A 22,084-nucleotide genomic window follows, 5' to 3' on the forward strand; every position below is an offset into this window, starting at 1 on the left:
ATTTGTTCCATAATCTATCTTATGTGATCTCTGTATGCGCCGCCGGCCAAGCCTCCCTCCCGCCGTATTCCGCTCGTACAACAGGCACGGTGTCGACGTATTCGATCTTTCCGTGTTAGCGTCCCGCCGACGTTCATCCAACCTTCCTGCCAAGAAACCCATGCCGACAGTTCCCGTGCTTGAAACCGACCGCCTCGTCCTGCGCGGCTTTCGTTCCGACGACCTCGACGCCATCACCGAAATGTGGGCCATGCCCGAGATCGTGCGCTATATCGGCGGCGTGCCGATGACGCGCGAACAGTCGTGGACGCGCCTCTTGCGGCAGATCGGCATGTGGAGCGTCATGGGCTTCGGCTTCTGGGTGATCACGGAGAAAGCGACCGGCCGCGTCATCGGCGAAGCCGGCTTCCATGAAATGCGCCGTGCACTCACACCCAGCCTCGAAGGCACGCTGGAGACCGGCTGGGGCCTGCTTCCCGAATTCCAGGGCAAGGGCTATGCCACCGAAGCGTTGAACGCCATGTGGGCGTGGATCGGCGCGAACCGCCCCGACATGCCCATCACCTGCATCATCGACCCGCGCAACGCCGCGTCCATCGGGCTTGCCGAGCGGCACGGGTTCCGGGAATTCGCCCGCTCGCCCTATCAGGGTTCGGAGGTCGTCCTGCTTCGCAGGAATGCGTCGTGACCATCACCGTATGGTTTAAATATAAGCGGTAGTTCTCTGTTTTATAAGGATATTACAAGAAAAAGAATTCCGAGGGAATCCTGTGCTATCATGACACCTTCGAAAAGGAGGTGCGCCATGAGATTGCCTGCCGCCGTTTCCCTTTTTCTGCTTGTCCTCCCGGTTGCCACATGGGCAGAAGAGCCGGTCGATACCGCCCAGGGCGTCATCCAGGGCCAGATCGCCGCCTTCCTGCATGACGATGCCAAGGCGGCCTATTCCTTCGCCTCGCCCGCCATCCGCGGCAAATTCCCGACGGAGGGCGCCTTCTTCGACATGGTGAGGAAGGGCTATGCGCCGGTCTATCGGCCGGGCAACTTTGCCTTCGGCCGGTCGCGGGTCATCGGCGACACGGTGGTGCAGGAGGTGCTGATCTCCGGGCCGGACGGCAAGGACTGGACGGCGCTCTACCAGCTCGTGAAGCTGCCGGACGGCAGCTACAAGATCAACGGCGTGCACATCGTGCGCGCCGCGCCGGGGCCGGAGATTTGATCTTGAGTTTCAGAGAGGGGCGAGATCGCCCCTCGCCCAGTTTTCCTGCGTTTCCGCCATGAAATCGGCGAAGCGCCCCTCCTCGATCGCCTTGCGGATACCGGCCATCAGGTCCTGATAGTAGGCAAGGTTGTTCCAGGTCAGCAGCATGCCGCCGAGCGACTCGTTGGCGCGGATGAGGTGGTGCAGGTAGGCGCGCGAATAGTCGCGCGCGGCCGGGCAGTTCGATTCCTCGTCCAGCGGGCGCATGTCCTCGGCATGGCGGGCGTTGCGCAGGTTGATGCGGCCGCGCCGCGTGAAGGCAAGGCCGTGGCGGCCGGAGCGGGTCGGCATCACGCAGTCGAACATGTCGATGCCGCGGGCGACGGATTTGAGGATATCGTCCGGCGTGCCGACGCCCATCAGGTAGCGCGGCTTCCCGGTCGGCAGGTGCGGAAGGGTCGTGGAAATCATGTCGAGCATGACCTCCTGCGGCTCGCCCACGGCAAGGCCGCCGATGGCATAGCCCTTGAGGTCGAGGCCGGCGAGCGCGGCGGCGGAACGCTCGCGCAGGTGCGGAATGTCGCCGCCCTGCACGATGCCGAACATTGCCTTGCCGGGCTGGTCGCCGAAGGCCGCCTTGCAGCGCTCGGCCCAGCGCAGCGACATTTCCATGGCGCGCTCGATTTCCTTCGGGGACGCCGGCAGCGCCACGCATTCGTCGAGCTGCATCTGGATGTCGCTGTCAAGCAGGCCCTGGATCTCGATGGAGCGCTCCGGCGACATGTGGTGCAGCGCGCCGTCGACATGGCTCTTGAAGGTCACTCCCTTTTCATCGAGCTTGCGAAGGCCCGAGAGCGACATGACTTGAAAGCCGCCGGAATCGGTGAGGATCGGCCAGGGCCAGCGGATGAGCTCGTGCAGGCCGCCGAGGCGCGCGACGCGCTCCGGGCCGGGGCGCAGCATCAGGTGATAGGTGTTGCCGAGGATGATGTCGGCGCCGAGTTCGCGCACCTGGTCGAGATACATCGCCTTGACGGTGCCCACCGTGCCGACAGGCATGAAAGCGGGCGTGCGGATGGTGCCGCGCGGCATGGAGACCTCGCCGCGGCGGGCCTTGCCGTCGGTGGCGAGGAGCTTGAACTGGAAGGTGTCGGTCATCGGTCGTTCCGGAAAAGCAGGCTGGAGTCGCCGTAGGAATAGAAGCGGTAGCCGGTCGAGACCGCATGGGCATAGGCGCCGCGCATCGTTTCGAGGCCGGAAAAGGCCGAGACGAGCATGAAGAGCGTCGATTTCGGCAGGTGGAAATTGGTCATCAGGATATCGGCGGTGCGGAAGCGGTAGCCAGGCGTGATGAAGATGCCCGTCGCGCCCGACCATGGCCGGATCGTGCCGTCCGCGTCGGCGGCGCTTTCGAGGAGGCGCAGCGACGTCGTGCCGACGGAGACGATGCGCCCGCCCCTCGCTCGTACGGCGTTGAGCGCGGCGGCCGTCGCTTCGGAGACGTAGCCGATCTCCTCGTGCATGACATGGTCGGTCGTATCGTCCGCCTTGACCGGCAGGAAGGTGCCGGCGCCGACATGCAGCGTCACGAAATGCCGTTCGACGCCGAGCGCATCGAGCTTTTCGAAGAGCGCTTCGGTGAAGTGGAGGCCTGCCGTGGGCGCGGCGACGGCGCCCTCCTCGCGGGCATAGATCGTCTGGTAGTCGCGCCGGTCCGCCTCGTCTTCGGCACGCTTGGAGGCGATGTAGGGCGGTAGCGGGATATGGCCGACGGTGGCGACGGCGCGGTCGAGCTCCGGGCCGGAGGCATCGAAGCGGAGGGTGACTTCGCCGCCCTCGCCCTTCTCCTCGACGGTCGCGGACAGGTCTTCGCCGAAAGCGATGCGATCACCGCGCTTGATGCGTTTTCCGGGCCTGGCGAAGGCCTTCCAGCGGTCGCCGGCAATGCGCATGTGGAGTGTCGCGGAGACCTTCTGGCCGCCCGCGCTTTCGCGGTGACGGATGCCTTCGAGCTGGGCGGGAATGACGCGCGTATCGTTGAAGACCAGTGCATCGCCGGGCCGAAGCAGCGAGGGCAGGTCGCCGACGGTGCGGTCCTCGTAGGGCGTCGCCGCATCGGGGCGCACGACGAGCAGCTTCGCGGCCTCGCGCGGCGTCACGGGGCGCAGCGCGATGCTTTCTTCCGGCAGGTCGAAATCGAAGAGGTCGACACGCATGGCGGCCTCAGAGGAAGCGGATCATCAGCGCGCCGGCAACGAGCATCACCGCGCCGCCGATGCGGCCGACCGTCACCTCGCGCACGGCCATGCCGAGGAAGCCGATGCGGTCGAGCAGGATGCCGGCGAGAAGCTGGCCGGAAACGGCAAACGCCATGAGGGCGGCAGCGCCGATGCGCGGCGTGAGATAGATGGCGGTGGTGACGTAGAAGGCGCCGAGCGCCCCGCCGACCACATAGAGCCATGCGGCCGGCGCGCGCCAGTCCGGCGCCCTGCCCTCGAAGGCCGAGGTGGCCAGGACGACGAGCCCGAGCAGCACGGCGCCCGACAGGAACGACATGCAGGCGGCCGCCACGGGCATGCCGAGCCCGCGTCCGAGCATGGTGTTGATGGGAGCCTGGGTTGCGATGCACGCGCCGGCCGCAATGCCGAGCAGCGCCCAGAGGAATGCAGCCATGGTGCCGGTCCTTGAAAAGCGCACAAAGAAAAACCGCGCCCGCCGTGGCGAGCGCGGTCGAAAACGAACGTTTGTCTATCAGGCCGCCACGTCTGCGGCAACCTTCATCGAGACGATCGAGTCGGGATCGCGCACCGGCTCGCCGCGCTTGATCTTGTCGATATTCTCCATGCCCTCGATGACCTGGCCCCAGACGGAATACTGCTTGTTGAGCCAGGGCGAATCCGTGAAGCAGATGAAGAACTGCGAGTTGGCCGAGTTCGGCATCTGGCTGCGCGCCATGGAGCAGGTGCCGCGCACATGGCTCATGTTGGAGAATTCGGCCTTGAGGTCCGGCTTGTCGGAGCCGCCCATGCCGGCACGGGCCGGGTTGAACTCGGCGCCGCCCTGCTTGCCGAACTTCACGTCGCCCGTCTGGGCCATGAAGTCCTCGATGACGCGGTGGAAGACGACGCCGTCATAGGCGCCTTCGCGTGCCAGTTCCTTGATGCGCGCCACATGCCCCGGGGCGAGGTCCGGAAGAAGCTGGATGACCACCTTCCCCTTCGTGGTCTCCATGATGATCGTGTTTTCCGGATCCTTGATCTCGGCCATGGTCTTTCTCCTTCTAAAGCCTGCCCGCAAAGGTGTGGTCCAACTTTGCGATTGCAACAGGCGGCAAACCAAAAAACGGGATTACTTGCCGACGGTGACCTTGATCATGCGGTCGGGGTCGGTCACGGCGCCGTTGTTCGCGTCGTCGCCGCGCTTGATCTTGTCGACGTTCTCCATGCCGGAGACGACCTTGCCGACGACCGTGTACTGGCCGTTCAGGAAGTCGCCGGGGGCGAACATGATGAAGAACTGCGAGTTGGCGGAATTGGGGTCCTGGGCGCGCGCCATGCCGACCGTGCCGCGCTCGAAGGGCACGTCGGAGAACTCGGCCGGAAGGTCCGGCAGGCTGGAGCCGCCCGTGCCGGCCGCCTGCGGCTGGTAGCCGTCTTCCATGTCGCCGTACTGCACGTCGCCGGTCTGCGCCATGAAGCCTTCGATCACGCGGTGGAAGGCGACGTTGTCGTATTCGCCGGCGGCGGCGAGCTGCTTGATGCGCTCGGCGTGCTTGGGCGCCTTGTCGTTCAGCTCGATGACGACCGAGCCGTCCTTGAGCTGGATGGTGATGAAGTCGGCGGCTTTGGCGACGACGGCGCTCGTGGCGGTCGCCAGGAACAGGGTTCCTGCAAAGGCGAGGCGGAGGATGTTCATGATAGCTCCCTAAAGGGGTTCAGGATGATGGGCTCAGCCCTTCTGCCGGGCCTGGAGCGCCTTGAAGACGGGCGCCGGAACGAAGGCACTGACATCGCCGCCCATGGCCGCGATCTGGCGGACCAATGTGGCGGTAATGGGCCGCGAGGCAACGCCTGCGGGCAGGAAGATGGTCTGCACGTCGGGCGCCATCTGGCGGTTCATGCCGGCCATCTGCATTTCGTAGTCGAGGTCCGTGCCGTCGCGCAGGCCGCGGATGAGGAGATGCGCCTTGTGCGCCCGCGCGGCATCGACGACGAGGTTGGAGAAGGAAACGACGCTCACATCCCCTGCCCGCTCCGGCAACGCCTCGGCGATCGACTGGCGGATGAGCCCGGCGCGCTCCTCGAAGGAGAAGATCGGCGTCTTGCCGGGATGGATGCCGATGGCGACGATGACCTTCGGCGCGACGTTCAGCGCCTGCACGAGCACGTCGATATGGCCGTTGGTGATCGGGTCGAAGGAGCCAGGATAGAAGGCGACTGTCATCGGCGAGGTTCCGTTTGCCGCCTTGTGTCACGGACCGTCCCTTTCCGCAAGGGTGCGCCCTGCCGCACCCGGAACTGTCCCCCGCGAAGAACATGAACTGCGCATGAATGGACCGTTCAAGACCATTTCAGGTGCCCCATGTCTAGATGGCAGCATCAGGGCCGGGAACAAACATCGATATCGTGCGTTCTACCGGCCGAACACAGTGAAACAAGTATTGCGTTTCCTTAGGCTGGAAGGAACACGAAAATGGCACTCGCTCTTCTCTGCATGACCATGTTCATCGCACTCACCGCCGCAACCATCCATGCGTTGCGCGAAGAAGACCGCCCGGCAGCGACGAAGCTCGCCGGCCGCGGCAAGTGGCTGCGCTGAGGACGCACCATGGCCGCGCTCACCATCTTCTCCATGCTCTTCATCAGCGCCGTCTTCACGGTGGATTTCGCCCGCACGATCATCGAGATCAAGCGTGAGCGCGAAGCCCTGAAGGCGATCAGGCTGAAAACGAAAGCAGGCGGCTTCGGCGTCTAGAACGCCCCTTGCCGCCGTCAACGCGGGTGGCCTTCCCTCCGGGCCGCCCGCGACAAATGAAAAGCCGGACGGTCGTTCCCTGCCCGTCCGGCTTTTTCATGTCTGTGAGAAGCGAGGCTTATGCCTCGCTGCCCCGTGCTTCATCTCCGGCCTCGACGTCACCTTCGGCAACGCCCTCACCATCCGTATCCGCATCGTCGTCGCCTTCCGGCTCGCTGATGCGCTCGACGGAGACCACCTTCTCGTCCTTGGCGGTGGAGAAGATCGTCACGCCTTTGGTGGCGCGGCTGGCGATGCGGATGCCGTCGACCGGCACGCGGATGAGCTGGCCGCCGTCGGAGACGAGCATGAGCTGATCCTTCTCCTCGACCGGGAAGGCGGCGACCAGTTCGCCGATCTCGCCCGTCTTGGAGGTGTCGGTGGCGCGGATGCCCTTGCCGCCACGGCCCGAGGTGCGGAAGTCGTAGGAGGACGACCGTTTGCCGTAACCCTTCTGCGAAACCGTCAGCACGAACTGTTCGCGCGCCTTCAGCTCCTGATAGCGCTCTTCGGAAAGATCGCCGACTTCGCCGACCTCCTCGCCAACCAGTGCGATCTCCTCCTCGTCGACGCCGCTGGCGCGGCGCTCGGCGGCGGAGCGTTTCAGATAGGCGGCGCGTTCCCACGGCTCGGCATCGGCATGATGGACGATCGTCATCGAGATGATGCGGTCGCCGGCGCCCAGCGAGATGCCGCGCACGCCGACCGAGTTGCGGCCGGCGAAGACGCGCACGTCATCGACCGGGAAGCGGATGCACTGGCCGAGCGCCGTGGTCAGCAGCACGTCGTCGCGCTCCGTGCAGGTCTCGACGTTGAGGATTTCGTCGCCATCCTCCTCGAGCTTCATCGCGATCTTGCCGTTGCGGTTGACCTGGACGAAGTCGGAAAGCTTGTTGCGGCGCACCGTGCCGCGGGTCGTCGAGAACATGACGTCGAGGTTTTCCCACGTCGTCTCGTCTTCGGGCAGCGGCATGATGGTCGTGATGCGCTCGCCGGGCTCCAGCGGCAGCATGTTGATGAGCGCCTTGCCCTTCGACTGCGGCGTGCCGATCGGCAGGCGCCAGACCTTCTCTTTGTAGACGATGCCGCGCGAGGAGAAGAAGAGGACGGGCGTGTGCGTGTTGGCGACGAAGAGGCGGGTCGCGAAATCCTCATCCTTCATGGCCATGCCGGAGCGGCCCTTGCCGCCGCGGCGCTGCGCGCGGTAGGTGGCGAGCGGCACGCGCTTGACATAGCCGGCATGCGAGACGGTGACGACCATGTCCTCGCGGGCGATGAGGTCCTCGTCGTCCATGTCCGGGCCGCCCTCGGCGATCTCGGTGCGGCGCGGCGTGCCGAATTCGTCGCGGATGGCGCCGAGCTCGTCCTTGACGATGGTCATGATGCGCAGGCGCGAGGAGAGGATGTCGAGGTAGTCCTTGATCTCCTCACCGATCTTGTTCAGCTCCTCGTCGATCTCGTCGCGGCCGAGGGCCGTCAGGCGGGCGAGGCGCAGTTCGAGGATGGCGCGGGCCTGCTCTTCGGAAAGATTGTAGGTTAGGTCCTCGTTGATGCGGTGGCGCGGGTCGTCGATGAGGCGGATCAGCGCCTCGACGTCCCTGGCCGGCCAGCGGCGCTCCATCAACTGCTCGCGCGCCGTCTGCGGATCGGGCGCGCGGCGGATGAGGTTGATCACCTCGTCGATATTGGCGACGGCGATGGCAAGGCCCACCAGGACGTGGGCGCGGTCGCGCGCCTTGCGCAGCAGGTACTTGGTGCGGCGGCTGACGACCTCCTCGCGGAAGGCGACGAAGGCGCGCAGCATGTCGAGCAGCGTCATCTGCTCCGGCTTGCCGCCGTTGAGCGCCACCATGTTGCAGCCGAACGAGGTCTGCAGCGGCGTGTAGCGGTAGAGCTGGTTCAAAATGACGTCGGCGTTCGCGTCGCGCTTCAGCTCGATGACGACGCGGTAGCCGTCGCGGTCGGATTCGTCGCGAAGGTCGGAGATGCCCTCGATGCGCTTGTCGCGCACGAGCTCGGCCATCTTCTCGATCATCGTCGCCTTGTTCACCTGGTAGGGGATCTCGGTGACGATGATCTGTTCGCGGTCGCCGCGCATCGGCTCGATGGTGGCGCGCCCGCGCATGACGACCGAGCCGCGGCCGGTCTCGTAGGCCTGGCGGATGCCGGCGCGGCCGAGGATCAGCGCGCCGGTCGGGAAATCCGGGCCGGGGATGATCTGCATCAGGTCGAGAAGTTCGATCGCCGGATTGTCGATGAGGGCGATACAGCCGTCGATGACTTCGGAAAGGTTGTGCGGCGGGATGTTCGTCGCCATGCCGACGGCGATGCCGCCCGCGCCGTTGACGAGAAGGTTCGGGAATTTCGCGGGGATGACGACCGGCTCGGAGAGCGTGCCGTCATAGTTGTCGCGGAAATTGACCGTTTCCTTGTCGAGGTCGTCGAGCAGCGAATGGGCGGCCTTTTCCAGGCGGCATTCCGTGTAGCGCTGGGCTGCCGGCGGGTCGCCGTCGACGGAGCCGAAATTGCCCTGACCGTCGATGAGCGGCAGGCGGAGCGACCAGTCCTGCGCCATGCGCGCGAGCGCGTCGTAGATGGCGGCGTCGCCGTGCGGATGGTATTTACCCATCACGTCACCCGTGACGCGGGCCGATTTCACGTATTTCTTGTTCCAGTCGACGCCCATCTCGTTCATCGAATAGAGGATGCGCCGGTGCACGGGCTTGAGGCCGTCGCGCACGTCGGGCAGCGCGCGGGACACGATCACGCTCATGGCGTAATCGAGATAGGACCGCTGCATCTCCTCGATGATGGAAATCGGCTCAATGCCGGGAGGGGTCTTGCCGCCGGGTGTCGTTTGTTCTGTCAATTTCGGTCACGATCGTTGTTCAGAATCAGATGCAAATTTATAGCCTACCGCCGCCCCGAGCGCCAATTTCGGCAAGGGGTTTGAGCGGGTTTTCCAAGTAAAATCCGCCAATTTGCGCATTTTCATGGCCGTATCGGCGTGGCGGTCCGGGCGCCCTTCCCTTGGGCGCCGCCCTCGCCTAACAATGGCCGGACAAGGCCGACGGAACGGCCGCTCAACGGCGAGGGGAACGCCCGACATGCTCACCATCGATCCCGTGGTCAATGCGCTCACGACCCTGCTCGTGACGCTCGATCCGCCCGGCCTCGCGCCGATCTTCCTGGGGCTGACCGTCGGCATGACGCGCCCGCAGCGAAAGCAGGTGGCCCTGCGCGGCTCGCTGATCGCCTTCTGCATCCTCGCGGTCTTCGCGTTGACGGGCTCGGGCGTGCTCTCGCTGCTCGGCATCTCCATCGGCGCCTTCCGCATCGCCGGCGGCCTCCTCCTCTTCTGGATCGCCTTCGAGATGATCTTCGAGCGGCGCAACGAGCGCAAGGAAAAGACCAGCGAGGTGGCGATCACCCGCGACCACATCCACAACATCGCCGTCTTCCCGCTCGCACTGCCGCTGATCGCCGGTCCCGGCGCCATCTCCGCGACGATCCTGCTGTCGGGGGCCTTTCCCTCCGCGCTGGAGCGCAGCGCCCTCATCGGCGTGCTGGCGCTCTGCATCGGCATCCTTTTCATGTCGCTGGTGATCGCCGAGCGCATCGACCGCTTCCTCGGCAATACCGGCCGGGCGATCCTCACGCGCCTCCTCGGCGTCATCCTCGCCGCGCTCGCGGTGCAGTTCGTGGTGGACGGCGTGAAATCGGTCTTCCTCGCCTGAGAACGACCCGCCGCGCTTACCGCGCGGCAAAGGTCTTCTCGAAAAGGCTCGGAATATCGTGCTGCGAGAAGAGCTTGACGCCGGTTACCGCCGCCAGCGCGGTTGCGCTCGGCGTGAAGCTGGCATTGGTGAGGACGCCGACGGCGTCGACCCCGTAATAGACCTTGCCGGCATGGGCCTCCTGCACGGCCTTGTTGCCGACGGGGCCTCCGTAGAGCTTGCATTGCAGGCCGACGCGCTTGCCCTTCTTCTCGGCGATCACGTCCAGTCCCTGGTCACCGGAGCCGCGCGTCACCTCCGCCTTCCAGCCGTACCGCTTGAGGGCATCGGCCACCCAGTGCTCGAATTCATGCCCGTCAAGCGGGACCGAGCCGGCATCGAAGCCGGCGGCGACCTGCTCGCGCCTGCGGGTGTTCAACTGCTCGAAAACCAGCGCCTTCGCATCCTCGAAGGAAAACAGCGCCCCGTCCAGCGCGATGCTGGCGAAGAACTCGGCGAGCGCCTTGCCCGTCATGTCCTGCACGACCGTACCGTAATCGTTCGTGCGAACGGCGCGCGCCAGGTTCCGCTCGAGCGCGCCGCGATGCTGGTCCACCGCATCGATCAGCCTCTGCCGCTCGATGAGACGGCGCCGAAGGAGGTTTTCCTGATAATCCTGCTCCTCGGCCAGGGCCGTGAGCCGCATCGCCGCCTCTTGCGCCTTCGCCTTCCTGCGCCGGCGCCACAGCCAGGCCGCGGAGAGGAACGGGCTCAGGACGACGATGACCATGCCAAGAATGCCCAAGGCCGTCAGCCCGGGCGGCTTGCCCGCCAGCGTACCGACGCTACCGATCATGCCCCCGAGGAGACAAATCGCCAGCGTGAGCAGGACGAAGCGCAATACCCCCTTCAGCAGCGACAAAACGGCGCCCTCCTCTTCCCGAGGGGCGCCGTGAACCGTCAGTCAGATCTACGCCCCTGAAAATCCCCGGGGGCGAGGATAATCCGCTCAGAACGGGATGTCATCATCCATATCGCGCGAAAGTTGCGAACCGCCCGAACGGCTTGCGCTGCCGCTGCCGCTGCCGGAAGCCGGTCGCGAACCGTAGTCGTCGTAGTTCTGACCGCCGCCAAAATTGCTGCTGCCGCCGAAATCGCCGCCCCGGCCCGCACCGCCGCCTTCGCCGCGACCGTCGAGCATGGTCAGCGTCGAGTTGAAGCCCTGCAGCACGACTTCCGTCGAGTAACGGTCGTTGCCGGTCTGGTCCTGCCACTTGCGGGTCTGCAGCGCGCCCTCGATATAGAGCTTGGCGCCCTTCTTGACGTACTGCTCGACGACCTTGCACAGGCCCTCGTTGAAGACGACGACATTGTGCCATTCGGTCTTCTCGCGGCGCTCGCCGCTGTTGCGATCGCGCCAGGTCTCGGAGGTGGCGATGCGCAGGTTGGCGATCGGCCGACCGTCCTGCGTGCGCCGGATTTCCGGGTCCGCACCGACGTTCCCGATCAAGATCACCTTGTTGACGCTTCCAGCCATACCCGTACTTCCCGTTGTCGCGCCGGACGAAGGGCGCCCGACATCATTTCACTACACGAATGTGGCATCTTATAAGCTGCCGTCGCCGGGCGCCGCCCCGCGCAAGTGGTAATCCACAGATCAATTGCGAAATTTCGTTCTTTTTTTGTTCTAATAATTCCCTACACTCTTGTCAACCGAATCGGAAACGGGCACGGAATCTTCTGACGGCGCATGGACAGGCCTCCATCAATCCCTACATAGGGGCCGATCCCAATTATGCGCAACGACCTTCGACGCTGGACACAATGAGCGAACTCAAGACAATTTCCATTCGCGGCGCGCGCGAGCACAATCTCAAGGGCATCGACCTCGACCTGCCCCGCAACAAGCTGATCGTCATGACCGGGCTTTCGGGCTCCGGAAAATCGTCGCTCGCCTTCGACACGATCTATGCCGAGGGCCAGCGCCGCTATGTCGAGAGCCTCTCGGCCTATGCGCGCCAGTTCCTGGAGATGATGCAGAAGCCGGACGTCGACCAGATCGACGGCCTGTCGCCGGCCATCTCCATCGAGCAGAAGACGACCTCGAAGAACCCGCGCTCGACCGTCGGCACGGTCACCGAGATCTACGACTACATGCGCCTTCTCTTCGCGCGCGTCGGCGTTCCCTATTCGCCGGCGACGGGCCTGCCGATCGAGAGCCAGACGGTCAGCCAGATGGTCGACCGTGTGCTCGATTTCGGCGAAGGCACGCGCCTCTACATTCTTGCGCCCGTCGTGCGCGGCCGCAAGGGCGAGTACAGGAAGGAACTCGCCGAACTGATGAAGAAGGGCTTCCAGCGCGTCAAGGTCGACGGCCAGTTCTACGAGATCGCCGACGTACCGGCGCTCGACAAGAAGTACAAGCACGACATCGACGTGGTGGTCGACCGCGTCGTCGTGCGTGCCGACCTCGCCTCGCGCCTTGCCGACAGCATCGAGACCTGCCTCAAGCTCGCCGACGGCCTTGCGGTTGCGGAATTCGCCGACAAGCCGCTGCCGGTCGAGGAGACGGCGGCCGGCGGCTCGGCCAACAAGTCGCTGAACGAAACGCACGAGCGCGTGATGTTCTCGGAAAAGTTCGCCTGCCCCGTTTCCGGCTTCACCATCCCGGAGATCGAGCCGCGGCTCTTCTCGTTCAACAACCCCTTCGGCGCCTGCCCGACCTGCGACGGCCTCGGCAGCCAGCAGAAGATCGACCCGGACCTGATCGTGCCGGAAAGCGAGCGGACGCTGCGCGACGGGGCCATCGCCCCGTGGGCGAAGTCGTCCTCGCCCTACTACAACCAGACGCTGGAAGCGCTTGGCGCCGCCTACGGCTTCAAGCTCTCCAACCGCTGGTCGGAACTGTCGCAGGAGGCGCAGGACGCCATCCTCCACGGCACGAAGGAGAAGGTGGAGTTCAACTACAAGGACGGCGCGCGCTCCTACAAGACGGTGAAGACCTTCGAGGGCATCGTGCCGAACCTCGAGCGCCGCTGGAAGGAGACGGACAGCGCCTGGTCGCGCGAGGAGATCGAGCGCTACATGTCGGCCGCCCCCTGCCCGGCCTGCAACGGCTTCCGCCTCAAGCCCGAGGCGCTGGCGGTCAAGATCAACAGGCTGCATATCGGCGAAGTCACCAATATGTCGATCCGCGTGGCGCGCGACTGGTTCGACGTGCTGCCGGAGAAGCTGAACGCCAAGCAGAACGAGATCGCCGTCCGCATCCTCAAGGAGATCCGCGAGCGCCTGCGCTTCCTCAACGATGTGGGCCTCGAATATCTCTCGCTCTCGCGCAATTCCGGCACGCTGTCGGGCGGCGAGAGCCAGCGCATCCGCCTCGCCTCGCAGATCGGTTCCGGCCTGACGGGCGTGCTCTACGTGCTGGACGAGCCCTCCATCGGCCTCCACCAGCGCGACAATGCGCGCCTCCTCGACACGCTCCGGCACCTGCGCGACATCGGCAACACGGTGATCGTCGTCGAGCATGACGAGGACGCCATCCTGACGGCGGACTATGTGGTCGACATCGGCCCGGCCGCCGGCATCCACGGCGGAGAGGTCATCGCGCAGGGCGCGCCGCAGGAGATCATCGCCAATCCGAAGTCGCTGACGGGCAAGTACCTCTCCGGCGAGCTTGCGGTCGCCGTTCCGGCGGAACGCCGCAAGCCGAAGAAGAAAAAGGAAATCAAGGTCGTCGGCGCGAAGGCCAACAACCTGAAGAACGTCACCGCATCGATCCCGCTCGGCGTCTTCACGGCGGTGACGGGCGTTTCGGGCGGCGGCAAGTCGACCTTCCTCATCGAGACGCTCTACAAGTCCGCCGCCCGCCGCGTCATGGGCGCGCGCGAGATCCCGGCCGAGCACGAGCGCATCGACGGCTTCGAATATATCGACAAGGTCATCGACATCGACCAGTCGCCGATCGGCCGCACGCCGCGCTCCAACCCGGCGACCTATACCGGCGCCTTCACGCCGATCCGCGACTGGTTCGCGGGGCTTCCCGAAGCGAAGGCCCGCGGCTACCAGCCCGGCCGCTTCTCCTTCAACGTCAAGGGCGGGCGCTGCGAGGCCTGCCAGGGCGACGGCGTCATCAAGATCGAGATGCACTTCCTGCCGGACGTCTATGTCACCTGCGACGTCTGCCACGGCAAGCGCTATAACCGCGAGACACTGGACGTCACCTTCAAGGGCAAGTCCATCGCCGACGTGCTCGACATGACGGTGGAGGAAGGCGTCGAGTTCTTCGCCGCCGTTCCTGCCGTGCGCGACAAGCTCACGACGCTGAACCAGGTGGGCCTCGGCTATATCAAGGTCGGCCAGCAGGCGAACACGCTGTCGGGCGGCGAGGCGCAGCGCGTCAAGCTCGCCAAGGAGCTGTCGAAGCGCTCGACCGGCCGCACGCTCTATATCCTCGACGAGCCGACGACGGGCCTCCACTTCCATGACGTGGCGAAGCTCCTCGAAGTGCTGCACGAGTTGGTCAACCAGGGCAATTCGGTGGTCGTCATCGAGCACAATCTGGAGGTCATCAAGACCGCCGACTGGATCATCGACTTCGGGCCCGAAGGCGGCGACGGCGGCGGCGAGGTGATCGCGGAAGGCACGCCCGAGGACGTGGTGAAGGTCGAGCGCTCCTATACCGGCCAGTTCCTGAAGGAGCTCCTGGAGCGCCGGCCGATGAAGCGGGTGGCGGCGGAATGACCATTCATAAGGGAGGACGATGATGAGTGCATCCGGCGCAATCCGTACCGGCATCGGCGGCTGGACCTTCGAGCCCTGGGAAGGCACGTTCTATCCCGAAAAGCTGCCGAAGAAGCGGCAGCTCGAGTTCGCCAGCCGCGAGCTGACGGCCATCGAGGTCAACGGCACCTATTACGGTTCGCAGAAGCCGGAGACCTTCGCCAAATGGGCCTCCGAAGTGCCGGACGGCTTCATCTTCTCGCTGAAGGCGAGCCGCTTCACGACGAACCGCAAGGTGCTGGCCGAAGGTGGCGAGTCCGTCCAGAAATTCCTGACGCAGGGGCTGACCGAGCTCGGCGATCATCTCGGCCCCATCCTCTGGCAGTTCCCGCCGACGAAGAAATTCGAGCCGGAGGATTTCGAGGGATTCCTGAAGCTGCTGCCGGAAAAGCTCGACGGGCTTTTGCTGAAACACGCGCTGGAAGTGCGCAACGAGACCTTCATGACGCCGGAATTCGCGGCACTTGCCCGCAAGTACAAGGCGGCCGTCGTCTACGCGCAGCACGAGGACTATCCGGAGATCGCCGACGTGACGGCGGGTTTCGTCTATGCCCGCCTGCAGAAGGGCTCGGACGACATCAAGACCTGCTATCCGGAAAAGGCCCTCTCCGAATGGGCCGGCCGTTTCAAGGAATGGGCCGGCGGGGGCGAGCCCTCCGACCTGCCGAAGATCGATCCCGAGACGAAGCCGGCGAAGAAGGCCCGCGACGTCTTCGCCTTCTTCATCACCTCCGGCAAGGTGAACGCGCCCAACGGCGCGCGCGAATTGCAGAAGCGCACCCAGCCGCGATAGCCGGGAAGCCGGCCACGGCGAACCGTTATCCGGTTCGGTCGAAACCACGCAGCGCGCCGACAAGGTCTTCCGCCGTCATCCCCTCGCCGGCCGCCCTGCCCGCTTCGCCATGGCGCCAGACGGCGCTTGCCGCGGCTTCGAAGGCCGGCATGCCCTGTGCGAGATGCGCACCGGCGATGCCGGCAAGCACATCGCCGGAGCCTGCCGTCGCCAGCCATGGCGGCGCGTTCGCGTTGACGAGGGCGCGGCCGTCCGGTGCGGCGATCACCGTGTCGGCGCCCTTGAGGATCACGGCCGCATGGCTGCGTGCCGCCGCCTTCTGTGCCCGTTCGATCTTGGAAAGGCCGGCATCCTCCGCAAGATCGGGGAAAAGCCGGGCGAATTCCCCGTCATGCGGCGTCAGCACCAGCCGCGGCTCTCCGCCGGCAAAGAGGCGGAAAAGCGCGTCCGGTTCGTCGCGGAAGGCGCTGATGCCGTCCGCGTCGAGGACGAGGCGGCGGCCACGGCCGGCAATCTCGCGCACATAGGTCCTCGCCTTCCCGAAATCCCCGAAGCCGGGGCCGAGGACGAAGGTCTTCAGCCGCTCGTCGTCGAGCAATACGGCGAGATCGTCCGGCCCGCCGACCGGTTTCAGCATGACGGCGGTGAGATGGGCGGCATTGGCGGCAAGCGCTTCAGGCGGCGAAAGGACGGTGACGAGGCCGGCGCCGGCACGCAGCCCCGCGCTGGCCGAAAGCCGCGCCGCGCCCGTCGCCGTTGCGGGGCCGGAGAAGACAGCAAGGTGCCCGCGCACATATTTGTGCGTTGCGCCGGTTTCCACCGGCAGCGCGATGCGCCAGACGGCCGGCGTGTTGACCCGCATATGGCCGGCATGGCCGGCGAGGATGCGGGCGGGAATGCCGATGTCGAAGACCTCCACCTCGCCGCAGAGCGTGCGGCCCGGCAGCAGCAGGTGGCCGGGCTTGCGGCACATGAAGGTGACGGTCGCCGCCGCCGCGAAGGCATCGCCCCGCACCGCTCCCGTGCGCCCGTCGATGCCGGAGGGCAGGTCCACCGCCAGAACGGGCAGCACGCTGTCCCGCACCGCCTCGATGATCCGGACCGCCTCCTCCGGCAGGTCGCGCGAAAGGCCCGCGCCGAACAGGGCATCGATGACGACATCGCCCGGGCGGGGACCATAGGCCGCAAGCGGCGCGACCGTGCCGTCGAACGCCTTGAAGGCCGTCGCGGCATCGCCCTTCAGAGAGCCGGGATCGCCGAGCGCATGGACTGCGACCGCGGCCCCGGCCTCCTGCAGCGCGCGGGCGGCGACATAGCCGTCGCCGCCATTGTTGCCGGGCCCGCACAGCACGGCAAAGCGAAGTGCGCCGGGAAAGCGGCGGAGCGCGGCGGCGGCGACCGCCTGCCCCGCCCGCTCCATCAGGCCGTAGCCCGACAATCCCGAGGCCGCCGCCGCGCGGTCGATGCGGCCCATCTCCTCGGGCGTGATGATCAGCGTGTCCAGGTCCTTGTGCATGGCCCAGCATGACCGTATCGGCTCCCGGAACACAAGCCCGCCGTTATTCGCCTGTTTTTTATGCACTTGCATATCCTCTATGCTCAAATATGCGGCTCTGCGGCAGGGGAAAGCAACGAGGCTGCGCATGCCGGCGCCGCAGGAGACATTTTTTAGGCAAATACCGCTGGCCCTTTTGCGCGGAAAGCCGCATCATCGCCGGCGTGAGAGACGGACAGGACTGGCCGGGAAACGGAATTTCCGCGATCTGGCACGCATCCTGCTTCGACTTGGCATGCTACGTGCATTGAACTGTGCAGCGGGCGTAAACCTCGCGCAAACGGGAGAAGCGGAGAGACATCTTCTCATGAAAAAGATCGAAGCGATCATCAAGCCTTTCAAACTCGATGAGGTGAAGGAGGCTCTTCAGGAAGTCGGCCTGCAGGGCATCACCGTCACCGAAGCGAAGGGTTTCGGCCGCCAGAAGGGCCATACGGAACTTTACCGCGGTGCCGAATACGTCGTCGACTTCCTGCCCAAGGTGAAGGTCGAGGTCGTGCTGGCGGACGAGAACGCGGAGGCCGTCATCGAGGCGATCCGCAATGCCGCCCAGACCGGCCGTATCGGCGACGGCAAGATCTTTGTCTCCAACGTCGAAGAAGTCATCCGCATCCGCACCGGCGAAACCGGCGTCGACGCCATCTGATCCCGCCTGGCCACCGGCCACGGCGTCCATCTCGTCATCTCACACAGGAACATACCATGACGACTGCCAACGATATCCTCAAGCAAATCAAGGAAAACGACGTAAAGTTCGTCGATCTGCGCTTCACCGACCCGAAGGGCAAGATGCATCACCTGACGATGGACGTCGGCTGCGTCGACGAAGACATGTTCGCCGACGGCGTCATGTTCGACGGCTCCTCGATCGGCGGCTGGAAGGCCATCAACGAATCCGACATGGTGCTGATGCCCGACCCGGCGACCGTTCACATGGACCCGTTCTTCGCCCAGTCCACCATGGTCGTCATGTGCGACATCCTCGACCCGGTCTCCGGCGAAGCCTATAACCGCGACCCGCGCGGCACGGCCAAGAAGGCCGAAGCCTACCTCAAGGCCTCGGGCATCGGCGACACCGTCTATGCCGGCCCGGAACCGGAATTCTTCGTCTTCGACGACGTCAAGTACAAGGCAGACCCGTACAACACCGGCTTCAAGCTGGATTCCTCGGAGCTTCCCTCCAACGACGACACCGACTACGAGACCGGCAACCTCGGCCATCGCCCGCGCGTCAAGGGCGGCTATTTCCCGGTTCCCCCGGTCGATTCGTGCCAGGACATGCGCTCGGAAATGCTGACGGTCCTCACCGAGATGGGCGTCACGGTCGAAAAGCAGCACCATGAAGTGGCCGCCGCCCAGCACGAGCTCGGCGTCAAGTTCGACACGCTGGTGCGCAGCGCCGACAAGGTGCAGATCTACAAGTACGTCGTGCATCAGGTCGCCAACGCCTACGGCAAGACGGCCACCTTCATGCCGAAGCCGATCTTCGGCGACAACGGCTCGGGCATGCACGTCCACCTGTCGATCTGGAAGGATTCCAAGCCCCAGTTCGCCGGCGACGAATATGCCGGCCTTTCGGAAAGCTGCCTCTACTTCATCGGCGGCATCATCAAGCATGCCAAGGCGATCAACGCCTTCACCAACCCGACGACGAACTCCTACAAGCGTCTCGTCCCGGGCTATGAAGCGCCGGTCCTGCTCGCCTATTCGGCCCGCAACCGCTCGGCGTCGTGCCGCATTCCGTTCGGCACGGGTCCGAAGTCCAAGCGCGTCGAGATCCGCTTCCCCGACCCGCTCGGCAACCCCTATCTCGGCTTCGCCTCCATGCTGATGGCCGGCCTCGACGGCATCAAGAACAAGATCCATCCCGGCAAGGCCATGGACAAGGACCTCTACGACCTGCCGCCGAAGGAACTGAAGAAGATCCCGACCGTCTGCGGCTCGCTGCGCGAAGCCCTCGAAAGCCTCGACAAGGACCGCAAGTTCCTGACGGCCGGCGGCGTGTTCGACGACGACCAGATCGACAGCTACATCGAGCTGAAGATGGCCGAGGTCATGCGCTTCGAAATGACCCCGCACCCGGTCGAATTCGACATGTACTACTCCGCCTGATCGGCGCAGCAGATTGCTGATACGGAAAACCCGGCCATCGGCCGGGTTTTTTGTTGTCGGGATGTCGGTCGCGCGGTGGGTGGCGTGCGGATCCTCGGGTCAAGCCCGAGGATGACGACAGGAGGGAAGTATGAGGCAAAAGCAGCGTTGCCGCGTGCCGCCCCACCCAACGGACAGGCGACCTTTCCTCCTCTCCGTCATCCTCGGGCTTGACCCGAGGATCCACGCGCCACCCTCCACCCGCTACTGCTGCAGCCGCTGCTTGAGCAGGTTGAGGTATTCCTCGTTCGAATCGTCCGCGCCGCCGCCGGCCTTTTCGGCGGGCGGCTTGCAGGCGGGCTTGTAGTCGAGGGCCATGCCGGCCTTTACGCAGACGCCGACCTGCCAGCCGGGCGGCAGCGCCGTGAGGTCCACCGTCTTCCATTTCGGATGGCCGGTCGCCTTCAGCTTGTCGAGGCCGGTGAGGATGAGGCTGGAGAAATCCGCGACCGCCTTGCAGCTCTCGCGGTGATAGGCATTGCGCTTGATGTCGTAGTCGTAGGTCATCATCACGGCCTTGACCGCGATGAGGTCGACCGGCTGGTCCTGGAAGGAATAGGTGCCGGCCTCGATGCGCGAGGGCGTGTAGGTTGCGAGCAGCGGCGCCTCGGTGATCGGCACCAGATGGAATTTCGCCTTGTCGATGGCATTGCCGGTGAAAAGCGCGGCCGGCGCGCCGGCGACGTAGAAGAAGGCGTCGATCTCGCCGGAAAGCAGCTTCGGCAGCGCCTCGTCCGGGTTGATGTCGATCCGCTCGCCGGCCTTCACCTGCAGGATATCCATGATCAGGGTGGCGGTGAGGAAGGTGCCGCTGTCCTTCTTGCCGACGGCGATCTTCCGGCCGGCAAGGTCCTTCATGCTGGCAATGTCCTTGCGCGCGAGGACATGGATCTCCTCGTTGTAGAGCGGGAACATGATGCGCACGCCCTTCACGGCCTTCTGCACTTCCGGGTCGTTCGCCTCGAAGGTCTTGAGATATTCCAGCACGTCGCTCTGTACGATGCCGAACTGCGTGTTGCGGCGGTTGCGCACGCCGACGAAGTTTTCCAGCGAACCGGCGCTTTCGACGACGTTGAGCGTCAGGCCGCAATCGGCGCCGAGCGCGGCGATATCGCGGCCGATCTGGATATAGGTGCCCTGCGGGCCGCCCGTCATGATATTGCGCTCGAAGCCTTCGGCCGAGGCGCCGCCCACCGAAAGCGCAAGGCCGAGCGCGGCCGCCAGAACAGATCGCTTCATCGTTGTCTCCTTCCAAATCCGGCGCCGGCGCCGCTGTAGAACGGACCCCTAGCAGTCGCTGTCGAGGTCCCGCATCAGGTTGCGCAGCGCCAGCACGGGCACGCGTTTGAAGACGCCGCCGAGCGCATTGGTCACGCATTCGCCGGAAACCAGCGTCCGCTCAAGCCGGTCGCGCTGCGTGTCGTTCAGCCGGTCGAGCCCGGGCGTATCCTGCATCGCGCGGGCGACAAGCGCCGCATCGCGCGGATTGCGGCCCTCGGACGGCTTTGCCGTGTCGCGCACCGGCTTTTCGGCGCCGTCGACCGGCCGGCTCGGCTGCGCCGCGCGGCTGGCCGCCTCCAGCGCGGCGACCCGCGTTGTCAGCACGCCGTTTTGCGCCTTGAGCGCGGCGATTTCCTTGTCCTTGCGGGCGATTTCGGCGCGAAGGGCCGGCAGGTCGCCGGTCCTCACCTTCTCCGCCGCGGCCTGCGCCTCGGAGAGCTGGCGCCGCAAGGTATCGGCTTCCGCTTCCAGCCGCTCGGTCTCCGCCGTCTGGGCGGCATTCTCGTCGCTGCGGGCGGCATCCAGCGCCTTTTCCAGCCGGGCGATCTGGTCCGCGCCGAGGGAAAGCCGGCGTTCGCGGTCGCGCACCGCCTCCTCCGCCCGCGCCTTCAGCGCCTCGGCATCGGCGATGCGCTGGCGGGCAAGCTCCAGTTCGTTCTTCAGGCCCGGAATGGTTTCCTGCGTCAGGCGGGCATATTCGGCCTCGGAAACCGCCGCCTGGGGGGCGGACGCCGCGCTGTCGAGCGCCTCGACCCGCTGTTTGAGCGCCGCGTTCTCCTTGAGGAGCGCATCGGCCTTCCGCCCGCTTTCGTCGATCTCCTGAACCCGGGCGTCGAGCTCCTTCGCAAGATCGGCGATGCGCCGGTCGCGCTGCTCGATCTCGTCCGAGGGCGCGCTGTCGCCGGTGAAACGGAATGCGGCATAGCCGGCCGCCCCGCCGAGCGCCAGGCAAACGAGGGACGCGAACAGGATGCCGCCCGCGCCGCCCCGGCCTGCCGCCGGCCCGCTGCCGTTTCTGCCCCATTGGTTGTTCATGCCATCCGATCCGCCCGAGACGTTTCTTTCGAGATACGCCGAAAACGACGGAGGGTGCAAGCGCCGCTCCCTCGCAGAATGAACGGGCGATAGGCCGGAACTATTGATGTTTCACGGCAATTACCCAAATATAAGAGGAAAGGTAGGTACGCCCATGAAGATGCGTCATGCAAAATTTGCCATCGGCGACGTGGTCCGCCACCGGATGTTCCCCTTCCGTGGCGTGGTCTTCGACGTCGACCCCGAATTCGCCAACACCGAAGAGTGGTGGAATGCCATTCCGGCAGAAATCCGTCCCTCCAAGGACCAGCCCTTCTACCACCTCTTTGCGGAGAACGAGGAGGCGGAATATGTCGCCTATGTCTCCGAACAGAACCTCGTTGCGGACGAGAGCGGCCAGCCCATCCGCCATCCGCAGGTCCGCGCCCTGATGAACGCCGACCACGGGCACTATCGCTGGAAGGAAGAAAGCGGCATCTTCCACTAACTGCCGCCCCTCCTCGCAGCCAATAAAAAACCCGGCCAGAGGCCGGGTTTTTCGTATCCGTTCGGCGAGG

22 protein-coding genes are annotated in these 22,084 nt (G+C 65.2%); 10 read left to right on the forward strand and 12 right to left on the reverse strand.

Features of this window, described 5'->3' with window-relative positions; translation table 11 throughout:
* Positions 1-160 precede the first annotated feature (160 nt).
* Both HNQ66_RS05380 and HNQ66_RS05385 read left to right on the forward strand, forming a co-directional pair.
* Positions 161-688: a GNAT family N-acetyltransferase gene (locus HNQ66_RS05380; protein ID WP_184141640.1), complete on the forward strand. Its 528-nt coding sequence runs from the start codon at positions 161-163 to the stop codon at positions 686-688.
* Between the two features lie 117 nt (positions 689-805).
* Positions 806-1,219 carry a DUF4864 domain-containing protein gene (locus tag HNQ66_RS05385; protein WP_184141642.1) on the forward strand — a complete coding sequence of 138 codons (414 nt, stop codon included), beginning with the start codon at positions 806-808 and terminating at the stop codon, positions 1,217-1,219.
* Between the two features lie 9 nt (positions 1,220-1,228).
* Here HNQ66_RS05385 and tgt read toward each other — a convergent pair whose 3' ends face one another.
* The 6 genes from tgt to coaD form a co-directional block, all read right to left on the reverse strand.
* A complete protein-coding gene (tgt, locus tag HNQ66_RS05390; RefSeq protein ID WP_184141644.1) occupies positions 1,229-2,359 on the reverse strand; it encodes a tRNA guanosine(34) transglycosylase Tgt in 1,131 nt (376 codons plus the stop codon).
* Positions 2,356-3,417, reverse strand: coding sequence for a tRNA preQ1(34) S-adenosylmethionine ribosyltransferase-isomerase QueA (queA, locus tag HNQ66_RS05395; RefSeq protein WP_184141646.1), 1,062 nt, complete (start codon positions 3,415-3,417; stop codon positions 2,356-2,358). The genes tgt and queA overlap by 4 nt, the downstream gene beginning before the upstream one ends.
* Before the next feature lie 7 nt (positions 3,418-3,424).
* On the reverse strand, positions 3,425-3,874 hold the full coding sequence (locus HNQ66_RS05400) for a DMT family transporter (protein ID WP_184141648.1): 450 nt from the start codon (positions 3,872-3,874) through the stop codon (positions 3,425-3,427).
* 78 nt (positions 3,875-3,952) lie between these two features.
* The gene (locus HNQ66_RS05405; protein ID WP_184141650.1) at positions 3,953-4,468 is read right to left on the reverse strand and encodes a peptidylprolyl isomerase; all 516 of its coding nucleotides are present in this window, start codon (positions 4,466-4,468) and stop codon (positions 3,953-3,955) included.
* An 81-nt stretch (positions 4,469-4,549) separates the two neighbouring features.
* Complete coding sequence (locus tag HNQ66_RS05410; RefSeq protein WP_184141652.1) at positions 4,550-5,116, reverse strand: peptidylprolyl isomerase; 567 nt, start codon at positions 5,114-5,116, stop codon at positions 4,550-4,552.
* A gap of 33 nt (positions 5,117-5,149) precedes the next feature.
* Positions 5,150-5,644 (reverse strand): pantetheine-phosphate adenylyltransferase, encoded by a 495-nt coding sequence (gene coaD / locus HNQ66_RS05415; protein ID WP_184141654.1) that lies wholly within the window; start codon positions 5,642-5,644, stop codon positions 5,150-5,152.
* A 249-nt stretch (positions 5,645-5,893) separates the two neighbouring features.
* On the opposite strand from coaD, the gene HNQ66_RS23690 reads away from it, so the two are divergent.
* Complete coding sequence (locus HNQ66_RS23690; RefSeq protein WP_281396974.1) at positions 5,894-6,019, forward strand: hypothetical protein; 126 nt, start codon at positions 5,894-5,896, stop codon at positions 6,017-6,019.
* A 9-nt stretch (positions 6,020-6,028) separates the two neighbouring features.
* Positions 6,029-6,175, forward strand: a complete 147-nt coding sequence (locus HNQ66_RS05420) for a hypothetical protein (protein WP_184141656.1) — start codon at positions 6,029-6,031, stop codon at positions 6,173-6,175.
* A 118-nt stretch (positions 6,176-6,293) separates the two neighbouring features.
* Here HNQ66_RS05420 and gyrA read toward each other — a convergent pair whose 3' ends face one another.
* Positions 6,294-9,083 (reverse strand): DNA gyrase subunit A, encoded by a 2,790-nt coding sequence (gene gyrA, locus HNQ66_RS05425; protein ID WP_184141658.1) that lies wholly within the window; start codon positions 9,081-9,083, stop codon positions 6,294-6,296.
* A gap of 238 nt (positions 9,084-9,321) precedes the next feature.
* On the opposite strand from gyrA, the gene HNQ66_RS05430 reads away from it, so the two are divergent.
* Positions 9,322-9,951 carry a MarC family protein gene (locus HNQ66_RS05430; protein ID WP_184141660.1) on the forward strand — a complete coding sequence of 210 codons (630 nt, stop codon included), beginning with the start codon at positions 9,322-9,324 and terminating at the stop codon, positions 9,949-9,951.
* A gap of 16 nt (positions 9,952-9,967) precedes the next feature.
* Here HNQ66_RS05430 and HNQ66_RS05435 read toward each other — a convergent pair whose 3' ends face one another.
* A complete protein-coding gene (locus HNQ66_RS05435) occupies positions 9,968-10,852 on the reverse strand; it encodes a restriction endonuclease (RefSeq protein WP_184141662.1) in 885 nt (294 codons plus the stop codon).
* An 87-nt stretch (positions 10,853-10,939) separates the two neighbouring features.
* The gene (locus HNQ66_RS05440; protein WP_184141664.1) at positions 10,940-11,467 is read right to left on the reverse strand and encodes a single-stranded DNA-binding protein; all 528 of its coding nucleotides are present in this window, start codon (positions 11,465-11,467) and stop codon (positions 10,940-10,942) included.
* A 287-nt stretch (positions 11,468-11,754) separates the two neighbouring features.
* Here HNQ66_RS05440 and uvrA point away from each other — a divergent pair, with 287 nt between their 5' ends.
* Complete coding sequence (gene uvrA / locus HNQ66_RS05445; RefSeq protein ID WP_184141666.1) at positions 11,755-14,673, forward strand: excinuclease ABC subunit UvrA; 2,919 nt, start codon at positions 11,755-11,757, stop codon at positions 14,671-14,673.
* A gap of 22 nt (positions 14,674-14,695) precedes the next feature.
* Positions 14,696-15,505, forward strand: a complete 810-nt coding sequence (locus tag HNQ66_RS05450; protein ID WP_184142237.1) for a DUF72 domain-containing protein — start codon at positions 14,696-14,698, stop codon at positions 15,503-15,505.
* Positions 15,506-15,530: 25 nt separating this feature from the next.
* Here the strand turns inward: HNQ66_RS05450 and HNQ66_RS05455 are convergent, their stop codons facing one another.
* On the reverse strand, positions 15,531-17,021 hold the full coding sequence (locus HNQ66_RS05455; protein ID WP_184141668.1) for an NAD(P)H-hydrate dehydratase: 1,491 nt from the start codon (positions 17,019-17,021) through the stop codon (positions 15,531-15,533).
* A 346-nt stretch (positions 17,022-17,367) separates the two neighbouring features.
* Between HNQ66_RS05455 and HNQ66_RS05460 the strand changes: the two genes are divergently transcribed.
* Together HNQ66_RS05460 and glnA are read left to right on the forward strand one after the other, a co-directional pair.
* A complete protein-coding gene (locus HNQ66_RS05460) occupies positions 17,368-17,706 on the forward strand; it encodes a P-II family nitrogen regulator (protein ID WP_003515720.1) in 339 nt (112 codons plus the stop codon).
* 56 nt (positions 17,707-17,762) lie between these two features.
* Positions 17,763-19,172, forward strand: coding sequence for a type I glutamate--ammonia ligase (gene glnA / locus HNQ66_RS05465; RefSeq protein WP_184141670.1), 1,410 nt, complete (start codon positions 17,763-17,765; stop codon positions 19,170-19,172).
* Positions 19,173-19,415: 243 nt separating this feature from the next.
* Here glnA and HNQ66_RS05470 read toward each other — a convergent pair whose 3' ends face one another.
* Positions 19,416-20,450, reverse strand: coding sequence for a TAXI family TRAP transporter solute-binding subunit (locus tag HNQ66_RS05470; protein ID WP_184141672.1), 1,035 nt, complete (start codon positions 20,448-20,450; stop codon positions 19,416-19,418).
* Between the two features lie 48 nt (positions 20,451-20,498).
* Positions 20,499-21,527 (reverse strand): hypothetical protein, encoded by a 1,029-nt coding sequence (locus HNQ66_RS05475; protein WP_184141673.1) that lies wholly within the window; start codon positions 21,525-21,527, stop codon positions 20,499-20,501.
* Between the two features lie 154 nt (positions 21,528-21,681).
* On the opposite strand from HNQ66_RS05475, the gene hspQ reads away from it, so the two are divergent.
* The gene (hspQ, locus tag HNQ66_RS05480; protein ID WP_184141674.1) at positions 21,682-22,014 is read left to right on the forward strand and encodes a heat shock protein HspQ; all 333 of its coding nucleotides are present in this window, start codon (positions 21,682-21,684) and stop codon (positions 22,012-22,014) included.
* The last annotated feature ends 70 nt before the right edge of the window (positions 22,015-22,084 follow it).

The sequence above is a fragment of the Shinella fusca genome (genome assembly GCF_014203155.1).
Lineage (GTDB): Bacteria > Pseudomonadota > Alphaproteobacteria > Rhizobiales > Rhizobiaceae > Shinella > Shinella fusca.